The organism is Chryseotalea sp. WA131a, assembly GCA_025370075.1.
Taxonomy (GTDB): Bacteria; Bacteroidota; Bacteroidia; order Cytophagales; family Cyclobacteriaceae; genus ELB16-189.
Genome location: CP073016.1, coordinates 1,613,785 through 1,632,478 on the forward strand (window position 1 = coordinate 1,613,785; position 18,694 = coordinate 1,632,478).

At 40.6% G+C, this 18,694-nt stretch carries 18 protein-coding genes; 11 read left to right on the forward strand and 7 right to left on the reverse strand.

Annotated elements, in window-relative coordinates; genetic code table 11:
- Nucleotides 1-37: 37 nt before the first annotated feature.
- Together KA713_07185 and KA713_07190 are read left to right on the forward strand one after the other, a co-directional pair.
- On the forward strand, nucleotides 38-634 hold the full coding sequence (locus KA713_07185) for a hypothetical protein (GenBank protein UXE68353.1): 597 nt from the start codon (nucleotides 38-40) through the stop codon (nucleotides 632-634).
- A gap of 6 nt (nucleotides 635-640) precedes the next feature.
- Entirely contained in the window at nucleotides 641-1,684 is a 1,044-nt protein-coding gene (locus tag KA713_07190) for an AI-2E family transporter (protein ID UXE68354.1), read from the forward strand.
- Nucleotides 1,685-1,792: 108 nt separating this feature from the next.
- On the opposite strand, the gene KA713_07195 is transcribed toward KA713_07190, so the two are convergent.
- Entirely contained in the window at nucleotides 1,793-2,176 is a 384-nt protein-coding gene (locus tag KA713_07195; GenBank protein ID UXE68355.1) for a CPBP family intramembrane metalloprotease, read from the reverse strand.
- Between the two features lie 678 nt (nucleotides 2,177-2,854).
- Here KA713_07195 and KA713_07200 point away from each other — a divergent pair.
- Complete coding sequence (locus tag KA713_07200; GenBank protein UXE68356.1) at nucleotides 2,855-3,721, forward strand: NAD(P)-dependent oxidoreductase; 867 nt, start codon at nucleotides 2,855-2,857, stop codon at nucleotides 3,719-3,721.
- 297 nt (nucleotides 3,722-4,018) lie between these two features.
- Here KA713_07200 and KA713_07205 read toward each other — a convergent pair whose 3' ends face one another.
- From KA713_07205 to KA713_07220, 4 genes are all read right to left on the reverse strand, one after another.
- Nucleotides 4,019-4,480, reverse strand: a complete 462-nt coding sequence (locus tag KA713_07205) for a PA2169 family four-helix-bundle protein (GenBank protein ID UXE68357.1) — start codon at nucleotides 4,478-4,480, stop codon at nucleotides 4,019-4,021.
- A 41-nt stretch (nucleotides 4,481-4,521) separates the two neighbouring features.
- The gene (locus tag KA713_07210) at nucleotides 4,522-4,761 is read right to left on the reverse strand and encodes a hypothetical protein (protein ID UXE68358.1); all 240 of its coding nucleotides are present in this window, start codon (nucleotides 4,759-4,761) and stop codon (nucleotides 4,522-4,524) included.
- A gap of 149 nt (nucleotides 4,762-4,910) precedes the next feature.
- On the reverse strand, nucleotides 4,911-6,518 hold the full coding sequence (locus tag KA713_07215; protein ID UXE68359.1) for a hypothetical protein: 1,608 nt from the start codon (nucleotides 6,516-6,518) through the stop codon (nucleotides 4,911-4,913).
- A 24-nt stretch (nucleotides 6,519-6,542) separates the two neighbouring features.
- A complete protein-coding gene (locus KA713_07220; protein ID UXE68360.1) occupies nucleotides 6,543-6,875 on the reverse strand; it encodes a lmo0937 family membrane protein in 333 nt (110 codons plus the stop codon).
- A 34-nt stretch (nucleotides 6,876-6,909) separates the two neighbouring features.
- Between KA713_07220 and KA713_07225 the strand changes: the two genes are divergently transcribed.
- The 6 genes from KA713_07225 to KA713_07250 all read left to right on the forward strand — a co-directional run bounded on the left by KA713_07225 (nucleotide 6,910) and on the right by KA713_07250 (nucleotide 14,948).
- Nucleotides 6,910-7,050, forward strand: a complete 141-nt coding sequence (locus tag KA713_07225; protein ID UXE68361.1) for a hypothetical protein — start codon at nucleotides 6,910-6,912, stop codon at nucleotides 7,048-7,050.
- A 116-nt stretch (nucleotides 7,051-7,166) separates the two neighbouring features.
- The gene (locus KA713_07230) at nucleotides 7,167-8,561 is read left to right on the forward strand and encodes a sigma-54-dependent Fis family transcriptional regulator (GenBank protein ID UXE68362.1); all 1,395 of its coding nucleotides are present in this window, start codon (nucleotides 7,167-7,169) and stop codon (nucleotides 8,559-8,561) included.
- A 408-nt stretch (nucleotides 8,562-8,969) separates the two neighbouring features.
- Complete coding sequence (locus KA713_07235; GenBank protein UXE68363.1) at nucleotides 8,970-10,418, forward strand: PAS domain S-box protein; 1,449 nt, start codon at nucleotides 8,970-8,972, stop codon at nucleotides 10,416-10,418.
- A gap of 164 nt (nucleotides 10,419-10,582) precedes the next feature.
- On the forward strand, nucleotides 10,583-10,843 hold the full coding sequence (locus KA713_07240) for a YtxH domain-containing protein (GenBank protein ID UXE68364.1): 261 nt from the start codon (nucleotides 10,583-10,585) through the stop codon (nucleotides 10,841-10,843).
- 190 nt (nucleotides 10,844-11,033) lie between these two features.
- Nucleotides 11,034-14,552 (forward strand): PAS domain S-box protein, encoded by a 3,519-nt coding sequence (locus KA713_07245; GenBank protein UXE68365.1) that lies wholly within the window; start codon nucleotides 11,034-11,036, stop codon nucleotides 14,550-14,552.
- A 3-nt stretch (nucleotides 14,553-14,555) separates the two neighbouring features.
- Nucleotides 14,556-14,948 carry a response regulator gene (locus tag KA713_07250; GenBank protein UXE68366.1) on the forward strand — a complete coding sequence of 131 codons (393 nt, stop codon included), beginning with the start codon at nucleotides 14,556-14,558 and terminating at the stop codon, nucleotides 14,946-14,948.
- 13 nt (nucleotides 14,949-14,961) lie between these two features.
- On the opposite strand, the gene KA713_07255 is transcribed toward KA713_07250, so the two are convergent.
- Together KA713_07255 and KA713_07260 are read right to left on the reverse strand one after the other, a co-directional pair.
- Nucleotides 14,962-15,774 (reverse strand): DUF3108 domain-containing protein, encoded by an 813-nt coding sequence (locus KA713_07255; GenBank protein UXE68367.1) that lies wholly within the window; start codon nucleotides 15,772-15,774, stop codon nucleotides 14,962-14,964.
- Between the two features lie 130 nt (nucleotides 15,775-15,904).
- Nucleotides 15,905-16,717 carry a 2,3,4,5-tetrahydropyridine-2,6-dicarboxylate N-succinyltransferase gene (locus KA713_07260; GenBank protein ID UXE68368.1) on the reverse strand — a complete coding sequence of 271 codons (813 nt, stop codon included), beginning with the start codon at nucleotides 16,715-16,717 and terminating at the stop codon, nucleotides 15,905-15,907.
- Nucleotides 16,718-16,797: 80 nt separating this feature from the next.
- Here KA713_07260 and KA713_07265 point away from each other — a divergent pair, with 80 nt between their 5' ends.
- Together KA713_07265 and KA713_07270 are read left to right on the forward strand one after the other, a co-directional pair.
- Nucleotides 16,798-17,916, forward strand: a complete 1,119-nt coding sequence (locus tag KA713_07265; GenBank protein UXE68369.1) for a hypothetical protein — start codon at nucleotides 16,798-16,800, stop codon at nucleotides 17,914-17,916.
- A 59-nt stretch (nucleotides 17,917-17,975) separates the two neighbouring features.
- Nucleotides 17,976-18,629: a metal-dependent transcriptional regulator gene (locus KA713_07270; protein UXE68370.1), complete on the forward strand. Its 654-nt coding sequence runs from the start codon at nucleotides 17,976-17,978 to the stop codon at nucleotides 18,627-18,629.
- Nucleotides 18,630-18,694 lie beyond the last annotated feature (65 nt).

The following is an 18,694-nucleotide window of genomic DNA, read 5'->3' on the forward strand; positions in this document are numbered from 1 at the left end:
ATTTCTAATTTCAAGGCAATAAAAACCAAAAGAAGTTATGAAAACATTGGCGAGCACATTTCTTAGTATCTTAATCGTTAGCTCCCTCGTTGCTCAAAAAACAGAAATCGCTTTTGAAGTCAGTTTCAAAGGAAAGAAAATTGGTATCGTCAAGGCTATTGAAGAAAAAACCGGAACCAAGTCGATCAAAAATCTAAAAACGGAGACGGATACCAAGATATTGGTAGTGTCGGTGCATGTGGAATCAGAGGTGAAGGTGATCAAAGAAAACAATGTTCTCATTGAAGGCACTGCCTATCGCCACGCTAACCGCGGGTCGGAAGACGTGCATGCGCATGTAAAAAAAATAGGCAGCAAGAGTTACCAACGTGAGCGCAATGGGAAAAAGAGCAAGATCGAAAACCTAGACATTACGATTTGCATGGTCGATTTATATTTCAATGAGCCCAAGGGCATCACCTCCGTATTTTCTAATATGTATGCCGAAAAACTAGAACTGAAAGCAATGGGGGCTGGCAAATACCAGTTGATTACACCCGACAAGAAAAATTCCTATTACACTTATCAAAATGGAAAGCTGATAACAGTGGAAGCCGATACGCCAGTAGGCAAAGTGTTATCTAAAAGGGTATAATTTCACATGGAAAATAGCCTACAAAAATACACTACCTTTCTTTTGTTTGTGACTTTACTGATCACAGGCCTGATCGTGGGTGAGCAACTAATGGTTCCTTTTGCGTGGTCTTTTTTGTTTGCATTTGTGATGCATCCCTTGTGCGATTTTTTAGAGCGTAAAAAGTTTTCACGTGCTAGTGCCGCGGTGTTTTCAACGCTGGTTTTTTGTGTGGTGGGCGGTGCCATCTTTTTTTTTCTCGTGTATGAGGCGGTGAATATCATTAAAGAAGAGGCTACACTCTACGAGAAAGTGAAGATCGGGATCGATCAACTGACCAGCTCAGTGGAACGAACCTTCGGACTTTCCATTCAGGCTTTGGGCATTGCCCCTTCTGGCACATCAAATATGGGTGGCATTATTGGATGGATAGCGAAACAGATCGACAAATTGAGCAAGAATCTGGTTACGCTTACACTAATACCCATGTATTTATTTTTTATACTCAACTATCGGGCATTAATAACGCGTTTTACGTTGCAGAAATTCTCTGGCGAGCGATTGGAGCAGGCGCAGAGCTTTTTATTGAAGGCCCAACGCTCCATCAAAAATTATTTGTCCGGTACGTTATTGCTCACGGGTATTTGCGCACTGATGAGTTTTATTATCCTACTTCTTTTTGGCGTACGGTATGCTTTCTTTTTTGGTGTTTTCATTGCCGTACTTAACCTGATCCCCTACATCGGCAACCTGATCGCATTTATCGTGATCTTGTTGTTCATGTGGATCACCAAAGACTCCGGCTGGGTAGTGCTTTTTGCAGGCATTTCGCTCTATGCATCCAATCTGGTGCAGGAGAATTTTTTGCGCCCAAAATTGGTTGGCGACAAAATGGAGATGAATGCGATGATGGTATTCACCGCAGTAATAGTGGGAGGTATGGTATGGGGGTTCTCGGGGATGGTGTTGTTTATTCCAATGGTTGGCATTTTGCAAGCGCTTGTAAATAGCCATCCCGATTGGAAAGGATATGCGATTCTTTTTGAAGAACCAAACAAAAGTGAAGACTAACTGGGACCGTAGGTGCCGGGCTTTTTAAAAGTAACAATTATTCTGGGGGTGGTAAAGATGCTAATGCTGCAAATTAGCAACTGAGTTCACAAAAAAAAGAGATAGCTACTAGGAAATTGACTCAGGCTGTTCGGCCAAAAAACCCTCGACCACCTTTTTGTCTCTTAGTTGGGCAATCCCTAAAATACCGAAAACCAAGGGACTTATTGCTAGGATAATACTTACCAGACTCGCAATAATTTTGCTTCCCTCATGAGGATTTGTCGCGGACATAAAGACTGAGAAATCCCAGAGCCAATGAATAGCAATTGCTAAAACAATACTTTTAGTCCTCACCCGAATGGCTAGAAAAATAAATCCAGAGAAAGTTGCCAGAATGGCTTGCACAAACGATTCTAAAAATAATCCGGTAATGAAGCCATTCAAGACATGAACGATTCCAAACATCAATGAAAGAATAATGGCGGCTCTCCAAAATTTATAAATCCTCACTAGGCTGCTCAACAAGACTCCCCTGAACTAAGTCATAAAACCAAAAAAAATGTAGCAACATTTGAAGACCTCATTAGCTTTTGTACCTGCTATGGAGCAACGTACAATCCGAGCAAAGCGGCATTAAAACTGCCAGCTTTGAATAGCAACACTGACTGCCGAGCCAAAATATCTCCCCAACGATCATGAATTGAAAGTTGCAACGCTTAATACAGTACTGACAGACCTGAGAACAAAGCACACAGCCGTAATTTCTGCGACCACAGCGTTAAGTAACGCCCGTATCTCGAGAGACAAAACCCCTTTACGGTGAAACGACAGGCCTTTTAGACGTAGCGCAGGACTTAAAGCAATATGTAAAATCGCTTTTTGGCGCATCTAGCCCCCAATACAAGCAAGTGAGCGTACTAAAGTTCACAAGATCGACCGCTGAGTAAGAAGTAAGCATCCTGATTTATAAAGTAGGCAGAATGATTTAGAAATCTGATGGGCGCACACACTGTGCTTATGCAATAGCGGGGTGACGTGTTGACATTACCTTTTGTTTTCCTAATTTCGTTCTGCTCGTGGGGCAGGATGCAGTTTCAAAATCCCGCTACTGTCACAAGCACAAATCGCTATGCACAATGCCACTAGACGGTTTAACCACAAACTACTAGAAACTGAAGACGCCAAAAGATGAATTTGAGCAAAGACACGAAGATTGGAGTTATTGGGCTTGGCTCAATGGGCCAACCAATAGCGGACAACATAATTAAAGCTGGTTTTCAAGTAGTTGTTTCAAGTAGAACTAAGAAAACACTTGACTACTTTAAAAACAAAGCAATCATTGCAGACTCACCGATAGACGTAATAGAGCAGGCCGACATTATACTTTTTGTCCTGCCAACAAATAAAGAAATAGAAGAGATTGTTTCAGCGGCAAACAAACGACTTAAAAATAAGACGCTACTTAATCTAAGTACCATTTCGCCAAAGAGTTCGGTTGAACTGAACAAGATTATAAAGAAGTTTAGAGGTGAATATGTTGAATGTCTTATTTCTGGTTCAAGGAAACCAGCGATAGACGGAACGCTACTATTACTTACAGCAGGTTCAACTAAAAAGCTAGACTCATTCAGTGATCTTTTTAATTCGTTTAGCAGAAAGACAGTTCATTGTGGGAAAATTCCCAATGCATCAAAAATGAAGCTGGCCAACAATTTACTGTTAATAACAATGTTTAACGGACTGATGGAAACAGTAAATTTTGCCAGACAAATCGGACTTAAGGAAAAGGAATACCTAGAGATGATTGACTCAGGCCCCATGTCTAACGCTGTATTCAAATCTAAATACCAAAAAATACTGGACAACGACTACAGCGCACAAGCCCCACTCCGACTTGTGTACAAGGACACTCGTTTGATCTGTGACTTGGCAAACGAATATGGAATTTCATTACCTCTTTTTACCAATCATAGAAAACTTTTAAAGAAAGGATTTGACAGTGGACTAGGCGACCTTGACATTATCTCGATAGTAAAGGAATTGAAAAATAGATAAGTGAATGCGGCACACGTGTATTACAAAACATTCCTTTAACGGTGCAGTGAGGTGTAGTCAGAAGTTTATATCCTCGTTCAACGCCTGCCGGCAGGTTTGGTGTCGAGGTCCCACCTGCAAGAAACTTCGTCTGGGCAAACAGGACACAGCTTCGGAAGCGTATCACTGAGGATTGTGAGCCACGTCAAGATGCAAATTGAAAGTAAAAGTGAAAAAGAGGCTTCCCGAAACCGAGAAGTCTCCTATAATCAGAGATCAATCTTTACCCCAAACTTCTTTCTGCTTATTTCTTAAATTTCATTTATCGAGCAATACGGTATCTCGCTCTTGCTTGATCTTATCGTGATCGGAAGTTATCATGCGACATTGATCACCGATCATTTTCTTCTGAATGATGGTTAAAACATTGGTACGTTCAATAATTGCCGTATTATAAATATTGGTGGCCACATCTTCTCCATACTCACACGAATCGAGAATGGCATTTCTGTCTTTGCCTGTTAGCGTCAATTTTAAATCCATCCACAACCTAAAAACTTTTCCTGTATTTCTAGTGCCTTGAATGGGTGTTCCGCCTAACCTGTTTACTTCTTGGACCAGTTCGGCTTTGCACTTTTGGCTGGTTCGGCCTAATCTAGAAAAAAGAGATCGTAAGTCTTCTTCGTTTGTTTGTCTAAAAGCTGTTCTGTATCCCTCAATTCTATCGTTATTAATTTCAATCAGTGTATTCAACACCGCAATGGATTTTTCATTTTGCATACCTGGATAGTTTAATTGGTTGGATTGTTTCTGGTCATGAATTAAAAGCGTGTTCGATCCTTTTTATCACTTTCGTCTTCTTCCTCATATGTTTTTTCAATTTCACGCTCTCGCTCCTCTTCTTCAAGTTGTTTGGTTTCTGCCAGTTGTTCCTCATCACTCAACGGTTCGATTTCTTCTTCACTCTCCTCCCCTTGTATATTTTGAAACGCTTGGAAATTGGGATTGCCTCTGGTGAATTGTATTTTGGTAGGGGTTGGATTTTTTTTATTTGATTCCATAAGGCAAATGTTAACTGCGTACGAATCTTACAAGTAAGAACCATACCATGAATCAGAACAAGAAATCTAAATCATTTTCAGGCAGTTGGAGCAAACGGGTGTAGAGGTAAATTCCCACTAGGGTAAAATCTTCTACCACCGATCGTATCTTACTTTGTTGCTTCCATTTTTGATGGGACAGAAATAACAGGGGCATGATCTTTTTTACCCGTCCGCAATACAATTGATCGCAATCCCCCGCGAATGGAATTCCACCAAATGTTGAAAATAAATCGCCTCCGGTCGCACAAGATGTTAATCTCTCCTATCCTTTTGGCAGATGACATGGATTTGTTTCGATTATCTTTTACGATTGCATTTAGTAGCAATGTCCGTAGGCCATTTTTAGAATGATGGTCTTTTCCTAAGCTGACTAAATGCAAATCACGATAATCCAATTCCAACGAACCCTTGGATATTAAATCGTTATAATAAAAATTAAAGGTAAGCTCGTTTAAGTAGCCGGTCTCGATGCGAATATTAGCTTGAGGCGCCAATGCCGGGTTCAGCTTTGCAAACGACATTTTTCTTACTGAACCGTATGCATTGTACATTTCCTTGCCATCGAGTGGTAGAGTAAACCAAGCGTTGATGGTGCCTTCTCCCATCAACTTACCCGTTGCATGAAGCAATGCATGTTTTTGGTTTTCTTCATGAACTACATTGTTCCACCCAGTCAGCGAAGCATTGATATCCTCAAATGTAATCAGGCTACTAGTATTCCCCTTCTCTGGAACTTCTTCCACCACCACACGCGAGTGGTTAATCAATACCGAATCAATGTTCACCTTCCAAGGGAATTTTAAAAATGTTTCCATGGGCAATCGCACAACTTGCTCGTCAAGGTCTGCTACACGCTTATCGCGAAAGGCAACCACCTCAAACGAATCGATACGAACTCTTGAAGCCTTAAAAGAGCTATCGAGCAGCTCTGAGAATTGCAATCCCTCCACTGCTATTGTAGAAACCAACAGTGTAACCCGATCGGTCTGTTTTCCCAATCGGTGTGCAAACTCGTATTTGCCGTAATTCGGAACTAATTCAATCGAATCAATTCTTACATATTGTTCTTGGGTGTCGCAAAAAAAACGAGCAACTTTCCCGCTGTACATCCCTTGACGATCTTGAATAGCAACATGTAGAAGTGTCATCTTCACTTCGGCCGCTTTGGGAAGCAACAACTGAAAGGAATCAATGGGAAGAAAGAAATCAGTTATTTGTGCATTAACATTGGCGGTCACAAAGGTGGTGGCGTCTGTTTTTACCTCCACTTCAATCGCAATCAGCGAAAGTTGCTTGATTTGAATAGATGGGTAACTAACCGTACTATCTTTTTTCAAATGCTTACTTGACATCGTTTTATCATAACGAACCGTACCACCTTCAATAGCTACAATATCCACTTCCAGTCTACGCTGAATCACAAGTTCAAAAAGATGAACCCCCTCAACGGAAGCCGTGTGAAATCCGATAGAATATCGACTCATGCCAGTACTATCAGGTACTGCGATTAGTTTTAAATCAGTGATATGGATGGAGCGTTTTAGCAAGCTCACGTCAATCAAGGTCGAAGCTCCTCCCCTAGCATTGATTTCATGCTGTATTTTTTGTTCGATATAACTCGATAGCAAAGAGCCACTCAAAAGCAAAAGAAGTACGCTGCTGAGCAGAATCAATGCCCACCGTATTTTCGTAGCTCTACTAGTTTTAGAAATCATATCTAACCATTAGATGGATTTCTCTCAGACAGCTTTTTCACCCCTTATCACGCGAACCAAAATCGCTATGATTGCAAAAACTAGAAGAATATGAATGAGATAGCCTACGCTGTAGACAAAGAAACCCAGAAGCCAAAAAATGATAAGCACCACCGCAATGATGTAATAATAGATTTCCCATAATTGTTGTCTTAGAACTTCACTGATGTAAAATTTATGCCAGACAAGCGTAGGGTTATATTGGCCGCCTCGACCAATTTCAATTTCACTACTGTAGGCAATTTGCCCCGCAAACGTGTATAAATATCCACACTCTTCTCCACTGAGGAGGCGCAAGGGTTTATTTGCAAATGGCATGATTTTGCTACTCGAGAATCAAAAAAGAAAAACTATGAAAGACATCTTTCTTTTCGCTTCTGTACTTATAATAGGCTATATTTGTTTCATTGGTGTAATAGTAGGGCTTTTCAAACTATTCTTCCCTTTCTTTACCAAAGAAGAGTTCTTTACAAAAGAAGAGTTAGGGCACTGAAATTATTTCTCTAGCCTTAAAAAATAACTTGACCATACGGTGTGTTCCGGTTAATAGTGGTTTCTGATATTTTGGATTTCTTGTTGTTGCCATTTATTTAATTTTCTCCTATCAGCATGCAGCATATTTTAGTGGTGGATGACGACAAAGACATTTGTCTGGTGTTGTCAAATTTTTTGGTGAAAAGCAATTACACTGTTTCGTGCGCCTATACCGGAGCAGAAGGCATTCATCTGATGCGCATGAATGCGTTTGATCTTATACTCTGTGACTTTAAGCTGCCCGATCTTACGGGCATTGAATTATTGCAAAAAATCAAGGTGCTGGATTCAAACGTAGCCGTTATCATTATTACGGGTTATGCAGATGTGAAAACTGCGGTAGAAACGTTTCGCTATGGTGCCAATGACTACATCACCAAACCGTTGTATCCCGATGAACTACTGGCCAGCATACAAGAAACCATTTCTAAAAATGAACTAAAACATCAACTACAACAAACTTCGCTTAATCAAGTTTCAGAAAGTAAAAAGTCTTCTAGTGACGCTACTGTCACCAATCAATTCATAGTGGGCAAAAGCGTGCAATCCAAAGCAGTACAAAAGCATGTTGAATTGATAGCACCATCTGATATGTCAGTGATTATAACTGGTGAAACAGGTACCGGAAAAGAATTTGTGGCGCAATCTATTCATCGCCTTAGTAAGCGATCAAGTTTTACTTTTTTGGCAATTGATTGCGGGGCCCTTCCAAAAGAGCTTGCCGGAAGCGAATTATTCGGCCACTTGAAGGGTTCGTTTACCGGAGCAATAGCTGACAAACCAGGCAGTTTGGAAATGGCCAATGGAGGAACTATCTTTTTAGATGAGATCGGCAATTTATCATACGAGAATCAAGTAAAGTTACTTCGCGTTATACAAGAACGAAAAATAAAACGCATTGGAGCAAACAAAGATACTGCAATTGACGTGCGCATCATTGCTGCCACAAACGAAAATCTTACCCAATCTGTAAAAGAGGGAAGTTTTCGAGAAGATCTGTATCACCGTTTAAACGAGTTCAAGATTCAATTGAGCCCTTTGCGTGAGCGCCAAGATGATATTTTGTTTTATGCTGATTTCTTTTTACAGAAAGCCAATCACTCACTTGCCAAAAAAATTGTTGGTTTTTCCGAACCAGTAAAGGATTTTCTCTCACACTACTATTGGCACGGAAATTTGCGCGAATTGAATAATGTAATTAGGCGAGCCGTATTGTTAACGAGTGGGGAAATGATAGAGCGGGAAAGCCTACCACCTGAAATCGTGCTCGAAAATGCTGCCAATGGACATGCTGAGTTGTCACAAGATAATGTGGGACTATTGAAATCCATAGCATGGACGGCCGAGCGGCAAGCGATATTAAACATGTTAGAGAAAGTAAACTACAATAAATCCAAAGCATCCGAGCTTTTAAATATCGACCGCAAAACCTTGTACAATAAACTAAAGCTTTATAATATCTCTGATTAATAAAACAACCACAAAAAGGGATCACATTCAAAAGTTGGGGAGTAAAGGCACTAACAAGCTTTTATAAAAATGGGTTGATATTGAAATGTGGATAACTCCACAGATTGGTTTTTGGCTCTTTCAAAGGTTTGACTGTGTGGAAGTTACCTACATTCCAACATCACTATTATTACAATTGGATTTTTAAATGTTTAGATATGGTTTGATAAGACTTACTCCCCAACTTTTAATGCTGACCCACAAAAAGTTATCACATTTTTGGGATAACCATTTCACCGCACATCCACCTAGCCTGTAAACTACTTTTATCTTGATACTAAATTGAAGGCCACAAATACTTGCGCATAAGAATTGTTGGCTGAGTCAAACCACTATTTTTCAGAACTGACAGTAGAACCAGAAATTAAAATGAAAAACACGATAATTAAAGTGCTATTGGTTGAAGACGATGAAGACGATGTTTTTTTAGCAAAAACGTATTTGTCTGAAGTTCGGAATTTCGATTTTGAGGTGTCCTCCGAATCTGATCTTGCACGCGCTAGGCATATCATGCTTACAGCTACGCATGATGTAAATCTTATCGATTATCGCTTGGGTAGCGAAAACGGTTTAGACCTTATTCGATTCATTCAAAGCAAAGGGATTCTTACCCCCTGTATTTTATTAACAGGGCAAGGCGATTTAAAAGTAGATATTGATGCAAGCAGCTACGGAGCAGCAGACTATTTGGTGAAAAGTGAAATCAATGCATCCACTTTAGAAAGAAGCATTCGCTATGCGTTAAGCAATGCCAGAACCATTAAAACACTGGATGAAAAAGAAAAGAAATACCGTTCACTTTTTGAGCGATCTGTAGATGCGATTTTTCTTGCCAATCACAAATTAGAACTAAAGGATTTGAATGACTCCTTTCTAAATTTCTTTGGCTACACAAAAGAGGAAGGCAAAAACTTAACCATCAAATCCATTTTTTTACAGCCTGAGGATTTTCTTTCTTTTAAGGAATCGTTAGAGAATACCCAACAAGTAAAGGATTTTGAAGTTGTGCTTCTTACCAAGTCAGGGGACCCCAAAACCTGCTTATTGAATTGCATCTTTATTCCTGATCAACCTGCAGAGCTCTGTTGCTACCAGGGCATCATCCATGATCTTACCATCCGCAAGCAAGCAGAATACGATATGCTGATCGCTGAACGACTTTCGGTTACAGGAAAAATAGCCAGAACCATCGCGCACGAAGTCCGTAACCCACTTACCAATTTGAATCTAGCACTCGATCAACTACGCGATGAATTGCCAACTACCAACCCTGCCATCAAGTTATATGGAGACATCATTGAGCGAAATTCTTTACGAATCGAGAAATTGGTAGACGAAATGCTTACATCTTCAAAACCGGAAAAACTTCACCTTGAATTAGTGAATCCGCGTGAAATAGTAGAAGGGGTGATTGCGCTTGCTGCCGATCGTATAAAATTGAACCAAGTAAAATTACACGTAAATCATCAGCCAGAGTTGCCCAGAATTTTGATTGACCCAAACAAAATCCAAATAGCCTTATTGAATATCATAACAAATGCCATTGAATCCATGCCTTTAGAAAATGGAATATTAAACATTCGAACGTCACTAGTGGATAAAATCATTACAATCGAAATAAAGGATAATGGCAAGGGCATTCCTGCCGCCAATATTTCCAAATTATTTGACCCTTTTTTTACTGAAAAACACGGGGGCATGGGGTTAGGCCTAACCACCACTAAAAATATTCTGGTCAGTCACAGTGCGCAGATAGATGTGAAAAGCGAGCTTACCAAAGGAACTTCTTTTTACATACGCTTTAAATTGGCAGAATAGCATTTCACTCGAAGCGGTTTTCTTTTATGATGACTTTTCTATCCAACGCTGTGTATTTTCTCCACATGTGCCCAACCAAAAAATGGGTTGTAGGTTGTAAACACAATACTTAGCGGATGGCATGCTCTTGGAGTGCTCTAGGTCATAACCTAAAAAATACGATTATGAATTCTAAAAATTTAATTGGCGGACTATTGGCCGGAGCGGCTGTTGGGGTGGCTATCGGCATGCTGTTGGCGCCAGCCAGTGGTAAAGAAACAAAGGCTAAGTTGATGAAAGGATCTAACAAATTTGCTGATGGCATAAAAGATACTGTGGATGAATCAGTGGAGTCACTAAAAAAGCAATTTAATAGTGTGGTAGATGGTATTGCCAAAACAGGAAAAGAGAACATCCATGCAACACGCGATGGGATGAAGGTTTAATTGTATACTCCTCTCTCATTTCCGCACTTTCTACTTTTCTCTCAACTTGATGGGCTTTATTTTAGCAGCAGTTAAAATGAAAATTGAGCGTTTATCTGACAAAGTAGAGGTAAGGTTTAGGTAATAAATTTCTTGAATTAAGATAATTAATAGGGCTTCGCCAAGCTACTTTCGCCAAGTATTCTTGCCCATGCCACTAACTACGAATCATTCCACCAATAGCATCGTAAGCCAAGCAACAGGGGTCGTTATTTTTTCGCTGGACCAAGACTTTCGATATACTTCTTTCAGCCCTCAGCATCAGCGCATCATGAAAAAAATCTGGGATGCAGACATCAAGATAGGCGAAAGCATGCTGGAATTTTTGAGTGAGCCCGACCGTACAAAAGCGAAAGTCAATTTTAACAAAGCCTTGAAGGGGGAGTCATTTTCAAAGGTTGAAGAATATGGAGACTCACTTCTTAGTCGCTCCTTTTGGGAGGATCACTACAGCCCTATTTCAGATGAAAATGGAAAAATAGTGGGTGTACTAGTTTTGGTTTTGGATGTTTCAGATCGCCAAGAATTTGCTAAAGCCCTACAAGAAAGCAATGATAGATTGGCTTTATCAGTTAAAGCCGCCAACATCGGGATATGGGAATGGAACATGATTACCAACGAGATTGTTTGGTCAGATGAAATTTTGGCCATTTACAATTTAGACGACTCTTTCAAAAACTTAACTTTTGAAAAGTCTTTGAAGTTTGTTCACTCAGAGGATGTTGAAATACTAAAAAACGATATCGAAAGAGCAATCGTTTCCAAAACTCAATACATTACTCATCATCGAGTCATCCCTCCAGATGGAATACCGCGCTGGATCTACGGAACCGGAAAGATTTTACTGGATAACCATCAGCCAGTTAAAATGATCGGAACAGTAATTGACATTACTGATCGAAAAAAACTAGAAATGGAAAAAAGTGAGTCAGTCTCTTTGCTGCAAGCCGCTATTGAATCTACAGCCGATGGAATTTTGGTAGTAAGTAACGATGGGAAGATAAGTGCTTTCAACAAAAAGTTCTTGTCCATTTTTGGGATGACCGAAGAGGAAGCAAAAAATCAACCCGATGAGGTATTGGTGCAAAAGGCTTTAAGCAAAATTTTAGAACCCGAAAAGTTTCAAGCCAAAGTAAAGGAGTTGTATGCCAATTCTATTTTAGAGAGCAACGTAACCATCCATTTGAAAGACGGCACTATTCTACATCGGTTTTCAACACCTCAAATTTTGGGCGATCAGGTGGTGGGGAGAGTTTGGAGTTTTCGCAATGTAACTGAACAAAAGAAAGCAGAATTAAATCTTTCAAAAAGTGAGGAGTTGTACCGAACCATCACCGACAACATGATTGACATGGTGAGTCAAGTGGATAGTGAAGGAAATTTTGTTTTTTTGAGCCCCTCTCATTTTACTGTATTGGGGCACAAACCAGAAAGCCTCATTGGCATATCGATGTTCCATCTTGTTCATCCAGATGATTTACCGGTCATCCGGGAGAAGTTCAAGCAATCATCTGCTAATAAGATTACAGAAAGAGCAGAATTCAGATATCGAAAAGCCAGTGGAGAATATGTTTGGCTATCGGCCAACGGAAACATCATTATAAATGAACATGGAGACATTGAAAAAATGATTATCTCTAGCAGAGACATTACACACCGCAAGGAAAATGAGCAAGCATTGCACCACCGAGACCAGATGCTGTCAGCCCTTGCAGAGGCAACGGGTCATTTAGCCATTGAAACCGACACGTGGATTGGATTAAAAAAAGCCATCGAAATATTAGGGCAAAAGACCGAAGCCGACCGCGTTTATATTTTTCAAAATAGCACAAAGACAGACGGTGTCTATTGCAGCCTAAAAGCGGAATGGAATTCAGGTGTAGCAGAACCCCAAATCCTAAATCCGAACTTACAAGATTTCCCCTATGCCGCTGCTCCTTCCCTCTATAAAAAGCTAAGCGAAAAAAAATCGTTTATAAAGCATGTTCGCCATGTTGAAGACGAAGAATTTAGAAGTGCCTTACTCGAATACAAAGTAAAATCGCTCATTATTACGCCCATCCAAGTACAAAATAAGTTTTGGGGGTTTATAGGAATTGATGAATGCAAAGAAGAACGCGAAATCACGCAAGCAGAATTCTCCATATTGAATTCTTTTGCCCTGACCGTTGGCGCCTCCATAGAGCGAAAGCAAATTGAGATTGAGAACAAAGATTGGCAGACTCGTTACGAATTGGTCAGCAAAGCATCCGGCCAAATTGTGTACGATTATTATATCCCATCCGGTCAAATTATTTGGAGTGAGAATATTTTAAATGAGGTAGGATATTCCCAAGCAGAAGTCGAGACGATTGAAAGTTGGGGTGAATTGATCCATCCAGAGGATAGAAAAGAGGCATTTAGTTTATTGGAAAAGGCAAATGCTGAAAAAACCGAATACGACATTACCTATCGGTTTCTAACAAAAGAGAAAGGTTATGTTTACATGTGGGACCGTGGTTTTTTTATGTTCAACAATCAAAATAAGGCTTATCGTATGCTAGGAGTAATGCAGAACGTGACCAACGAAAAATTGGCAGAACAGGAATTGAAGGATAGTGAGCAACGATATAGAACCCTACAAGAAGCTTCCTTTGGAGGAATTGCCTTGCACAAGATGGGTAAGATTATCGATGTCAACAAAGGCCTTGCAAACATGACGGGCTATGAAGTGAATGAACTCATTGGCATGAACGGGTTGAATTTGATAGCCGAAGAGTTTCGTGCGCAAGTGATAGAGCACATTAAAAACGGATATTCGCTGCCCTACGATGTGATTGGGGTGAAAAAAGATGGCAGTCGCTACAACATAGAGATACACGGCAAGAATGTGCCCTACAAAGGAGAAACCTTGCGGGTAACTGAGTTTCGCGACATTACCGAACGGAAGGAATCTGAATCGAAAATCATTGAACAAAATACGCGCCTTTCAATCATTGCTGAAGACCTGAAAAAAAAGAATGATCAGTTAGAGGAGTTCACTCAAATTGTATCGCACAACCTTCGATCGCCCGCAAGCAATATTTTGGCTTTATTAGACTTATACGAAAAAAGCAGCGACCCCGAGGAAAAGACATATCTGTTCAAAATGCTGCGCGAATCAGGAAATAAAATCCTTGGCAATCTTACAGAGCTAAATGAAGTATTGAAAATCAGGCAAAACCAGGATATCGAGAAACAAGTTTTGTCTTTTGCCGAAACACTGCGAGGCATTAAAAATCAATTGAGTGCACGCATAGCCGAAACAAAGGCTGTTATTACCTCCGATTTCAAAAACGCCCCTGAAATTGTTTATCCAAACATTTACCTGGAAAGCATTTTAATGAATTTGATCACCAATGCATTGAAATACCAACACCCCGAAAGAACCCCTCAAATTCATGTATCCACCCAAAATCTGGATGGCGCCATTGTGATGAAGGTAAGAGATAATGGTTTGGGTTTGGACCTGAAAAAGTATGGGAATCATATTTTTAAGCTTAGAAAAACCTTTCACAAACATCCGGAAAGTCGCGGAATAGGCCTTTTTATGATAAAAAACCAAATAGTTGCCATGGGTGGCGAGATAAGCATAGAAAGCGAGTTGAACATTGGAACTACTTTTACTGTTTTATTAAACAAAACCCAATAACCTATGGCAATTGTTGCATTAGTTGATGACGATAACATCTTCAAGTTCACAGCATCTCGGCTGATTCAGTCTGCAAAGTTGGCCGGTGAGATTATTAGCTTTGAAAATGGTGGGGATGCAATTCAGTATTTGAAAGAAAATGCGGCATCTGCCGATAAGTTGCCCGACCATTTGTTTCTGGATATTAACATGCCCTTTATAGATGGCTGGATGTTTTTAGAAGACTTTGTTCAACTGAAAAATACGCTTACCAAAGAAATAAAAATTTACATGGTAAGTTCTTCCATCGATCAGCGTGACATGAACAAATCAAAAGAATACCCTGAGGTAAAAGAGTTTGTGGTAAAGCCCGTCAGCATCGAAACGTTCTCGCGCTTATTACAAATAGTATCCTAAGCTATTTTGCACACTAGCGCATAACCTTTAATTGATTTTTCAATCCGCGAAAGCTCACCAACTCTGTGCCCGCATGGCCCACAAACATTTTTGCATCCACCTTTACCGGGATTTGATTACCATCAGCAGAAATCCAAGCAGTAACTGAATTCTCTCCCCTAAACAACTGGTTGTCGGGCATAATGGGTACCAACTTGTAACAAGGGATCTTTCCCATATCTGTTTTCACCGTCTCCTTGCCATAGTAGATAATCTTAAAACTATAAGCCTTGTCCTCAAAAAAGCCAGAGACTGTGAGGGTATCTTTCACTTTATACTTGGCAAAATCGATGATCCTTAAATACATAAATCCCGCCACTACATCCCGCACTTGGTCAGGGGTAGAATAAACTTTAGGCTCACCGTATACACCTGTTTTTTTATCGGCTACTTGAACGGCTGCCTGATCTTTTTCATGGTTGTATTTGATCAATTCATTCAATCGGTAGGAACCTTCTTTTAGGTTTCGATACGATTCATGTGTTACCAACTCTGCCGTGTCAATGTAGGCACCCCAATTGTCATTTACTTTTGAAATCCAGGTGGCCATGCCCAATGTTTCCATGTAAGCATCTACCTTAAAACATGACCGCGTGTTGCGTGAATGGAAATTTTTATCAACCGAAGTGGTGCCCTTGCCTACTGTAAAGATGCCCAAGTACATTCTGTAATCAAGGCGTTCTCCGGTAGAGATGGTGGATTTTTTATTCGCAATTTTAGAAGTCTCTACTTCTTGGATAAAAGCCAGACTGATAACGACTGCTATAAGACCTAGTAACCAACGCATACTGCAAATTTAATGGTATCCATCCAGAGAATCAAAGGCTATGCCAATACATTAAGCACGAGGCAGTGGAGCATTAAGCATGAAGGGTTGGGTTATGTGGTAAAACAATGACTAGTAACCGACCTCCAACTTAGACCGAAACCCCATTCTCGCGCAAAGCATCATTTAAGGATGTCTTTTTATCAGTGCTTTCTTTTCGTGTGCCGATGATGAGCGCGCAAGGCACTTGGTATTCGCCAGCAGCAAACTTTTTGGGTATAGAGCCAGGTATAACAACTGATCGCGGGGGTACATAACTTTTATATTCGATGGCTGAGTTGCCAGTTACGTCAATGATTTTGGAACTGGCCGTAAGCACCACATTGGCACCCAGCACAGCTTCTTTGCCAACCCGAACGCCCTCCACAATAATGCAGCGCGAACCGATAAAGGCATTGTCCTCAATAATTACAGGTGCAGCTTGAACGGGCTCTAAAACCCCACCAATCCCGACACCTCCACTTAAGTGAACATTCTTTCCAATCTGCGCACAACTGCCCACCGTAGCCCACGTATCGACCATTGTTCCTTCATCAACATACGCACCTATGTTTACATAGCTTGGCATCATAATTACACCTTTACTCAAAAAAGAACCGTACCGGGCAATGGCGTGAGGCACCACGCGCACTCCCAATTTTTGATACTCTTTTTTCAAAGCGATTTTATCATGAAACTCAAATGGCCCTACCTCAATGGTCTGCATTTGTTGAATGGGGAAATACAAAATAACGGCCTTCTTTACCCATTCATTTACAACCCATTTATCGCTACTTAATTCAGCCACACGCAAGCTCCCTTTGTCCAGCTTTTCCACCACTTCGCGAATGGCATTTTGGGTGTCCGATTCCTTTAAAAGTTCGCGGTTATTCCAAGCGTTTTCTATCTGTTGTTGTAGTTGCATGAACGGGTATATTTTAAGGTCTATTTTTTAAGTTACTTTTAGGGTTGAGACAAGCCGGTTATTAAACGGGGCTGCAAGAAATGAAAAAAAGAAGAATAGTCATTGCCTCCGTATTAAAGCCAGTGAACGATACCCGCGCTTTTGAGAAAATGGCTAGCACATTGGCGGCCCATGGTGGGGAGGTTTTTTTGATCGGCCAACCCACCAAAAATAGCTATTCGGGCAACCTGCGAATTCACTTTTTACCGTTAAAAAAGTTTAATCGGTTAAGCTTCTCTCGATTGGTTGCCCCCTTAAAAATCGGTCTAAAAATATATCAAGTAAAACCTGAGCTATTGATAGTTAATACCCATGAATTATTGATAGTTGCGGTGCTAAACAGAATATTCTTTGGCACTCCTATTATCTACGACATTCAAGAAAATTACTGGCGAAATATTCTATTAACAAATTCTTTTCCGCATCTCTTACGACCACTTTTGGCAGGATGGGTGAGGCTAAAAGAGAAGCTAACTTCTCCCCTCTTTCACCATTTTATTTTCGCAGAAAAAAGTTACGAAAAAGAAATCGGTTTCGTCTACTCAAAATATACAGTGATTGAGAACAAGGTTCTTCTTCCACCACGCTTTACCCGATTACCCGACCCAGAAAAAAAAGTACTTCTTTTTAGTGGCACTTTGGCCGAAAGCACGGGTGTTTTTAGGGCCATCGAATTTGCCAAAAAACTACACGCGATTGACCCCAAAATAGAGCTACTCCTTATTGGATTTTGTGCCGTCAAAAATACCTTGGAGGAAATTAAATCTGCTGTTCAAAATCATCCTTTTATTACCCTGAGGGGCGGCAATGAATTGGTTCCACATCCAGAAATTTTGGATGCAATTTCGGCAGCAAACTTTGGGATAGTTTCCTACCCACTATCGCCACACATTGCCGATAAAATCCCAACCAAACTTTATGAATACCTGGGGTGTGGATTGCCAATTCTATTGCAGAACCACAAGCCTTGGATGGACTTTTGCCAGCCCTTTGGCGGTGCTTTGTCCTTTGACTTTGCAGCCTATGAGCCTGCCGAAATCGTCACCCAATTAAAGAGCCAACGCTTTAACTCAGTTGACTCAAGCGCATCATTTCAACTCACTTGGCAATCGGAAGAGACAAAATTTTTGGAAGCCATTGATCAACCGATCCAAATATGAATCTCCATATGTTGTTGAAAATATTTTTTAGGCTTACCTAAAAAATGTACTTTTGTCAGATGATTAGCCTAACGGAAGAAAACTACCTCAAATCCATTTACCACCTTTCAAAGGCTGGCGGACAATCGGTGACCACCAACGAATTGGCGGAAGTTATGAATACCAAAGCCGCCTCGGTTACGGACATGATTAAGAAGCTTTCGAACAAAGATTTTATCTCATACGAAAAGTATTATGGTGTCAACATCACCGCCAAGGGCAAAACGGTAGCATTATCGGTCATCCGCAAGCATCGACTATGGGAAACGTTTTTGGTTCAAAAGCTGGATTTCTCATGGGATGAAGTACACGAAGTGGCCGAGCAGTTGGAACATATCCAATCGAAGCGTTTGATTGAAAAGTTGGATGAATTCCTGGGCTTCCCTAAAGTAGACCCCCACGGTGACCCTATTCCTGACAACAACGGAAAAATTAAGGCCACTCAGCAAATGGCGTTGAGCGTTGCCAAAGTGGGTAGTGAATCCATCATCGTGGCTGTGAAGGATTCGGATTCGCAGTTGTTAAAGTACTTAGACAAAATCGGGGCACACCCAGGCAAAAAAGTAAAAGTGGTGGAGCGGCAAGAGTACGATGGCTCAATGGAAGTGAGCATTGGACATCAGCGATATTTTCTTTCAAAGGAGGTATCGGAAAATATTTTGGTGAATGCTTGATTGGGGAGTTTGGGGATTAGAACTTGAGACTTAGACGTTGGATTATAAAAGCAAAAATATAGAAA

Coding starts and splice junctions, on each gene's coding strand:
- KA713_07245 (UXE68365.1), top strand. CDS start 11,034: ATGCCACTAACTACGAATCATTCCACCAATAGCATCGTAAGCCAAGCA.
- KA713_07220 (UXE68360.1), bottom strand. CDS start 6,875: ATGCCATTTGCAAATAAACCCTTGCGCCTCCTCAGTGGAGAAGAGTGT.
- KA713_07210 (UXE68358.1), bottom strand. CDS start 4,761: ATGGAATCAAATAAAAAAAATCCAACCCCTACCAAAATACAATTCACC.
- KA713_07230 (UXE68362.1), top strand. CDS start 7,167: ATGCAGCATATTTTAGTGGTGGATGACGACAAAGACATTTGTCTGGTG.
- KA713_07250 (UXE68366.1), top strand. CDS start 14,556: ATGGCAATTGTTGCATTAGTTGATGACGATAACATCTTCAAGTTCACA.
- KA713_07255 (UXE68367.1), bottom strand. CDS start 15,774: ATGCGTTGGTTACTAGGTCTTATAGCAGTCGTTATCAGTCTGGCTTTT.
- KA713_07185 (UXE68353.1), top strand. CDS start 38: ATGAAAACATTGGCGAGCACATTTCTTAGTATCTTAATCGTTAGCTCC.
- KA713_07270 (UXE68370.1), top strand. CDS start 17,976: ATGATTAGCCTAACGGAAGAAAACTACCTCAAATCCATTTACCACCTT.
- KA713_07265 (UXE68369.1), top strand. CDS start 16,798: ATGAAAAAAAGAAGAATAGTCATTGCCTCCGTATTAAAGCCAGTGAAC.
- KA713_07225 (UXE68361.1), top strand. CDS start 6,910: ATGAAAGACATCTTTCTTTTCGCTTCTGTACTTATAATAGGCTATATT.
- KA713_07190 (UXE68354.1), top strand. CDS start 641: ATGGAAAATAGCCTACAAAAATACACTACCTTTCTTTTGTTTGTGACT.
- KA713_07240 (UXE68364.1), top strand. CDS start 10,583: ATGAATTCTAAAAATTTAATTGGCGGACTATTGGCCGGAGCGGCTGTT.
- KA713_07260 (UXE68368.1), bottom strand. CDS start 16,717: ATGCAACTACAACAACAGATAGAAAACGCTTGGAATAACCGCGAACTT.
- KA713_07200 (UXE68356.1), top strand. CDS start 2,855: ATGAATTTGAGCAAAGACACGAAGATTGGAGTTATTGGGCTTGGCTCA.
- KA713_07205 (UXE68357.1), bottom strand. CDS start 4,480: ATGCAAAATGAAAAATCCATTGCGGTGTTGAATACACTGATTGAAATT.
- KA713_07235 (UXE68363.1), top strand. CDS start 8,970: ATGAAAAACACGATAATTAAAGTGCTATTGGTTGAAGACGATGAAGAC.
- KA713_07215 (UXE68359.1), bottom strand. CDS start 6,518: ATGATTTCTAAAACTAGTAGAGCTACGAAAATACGGTGGGCATTGATT.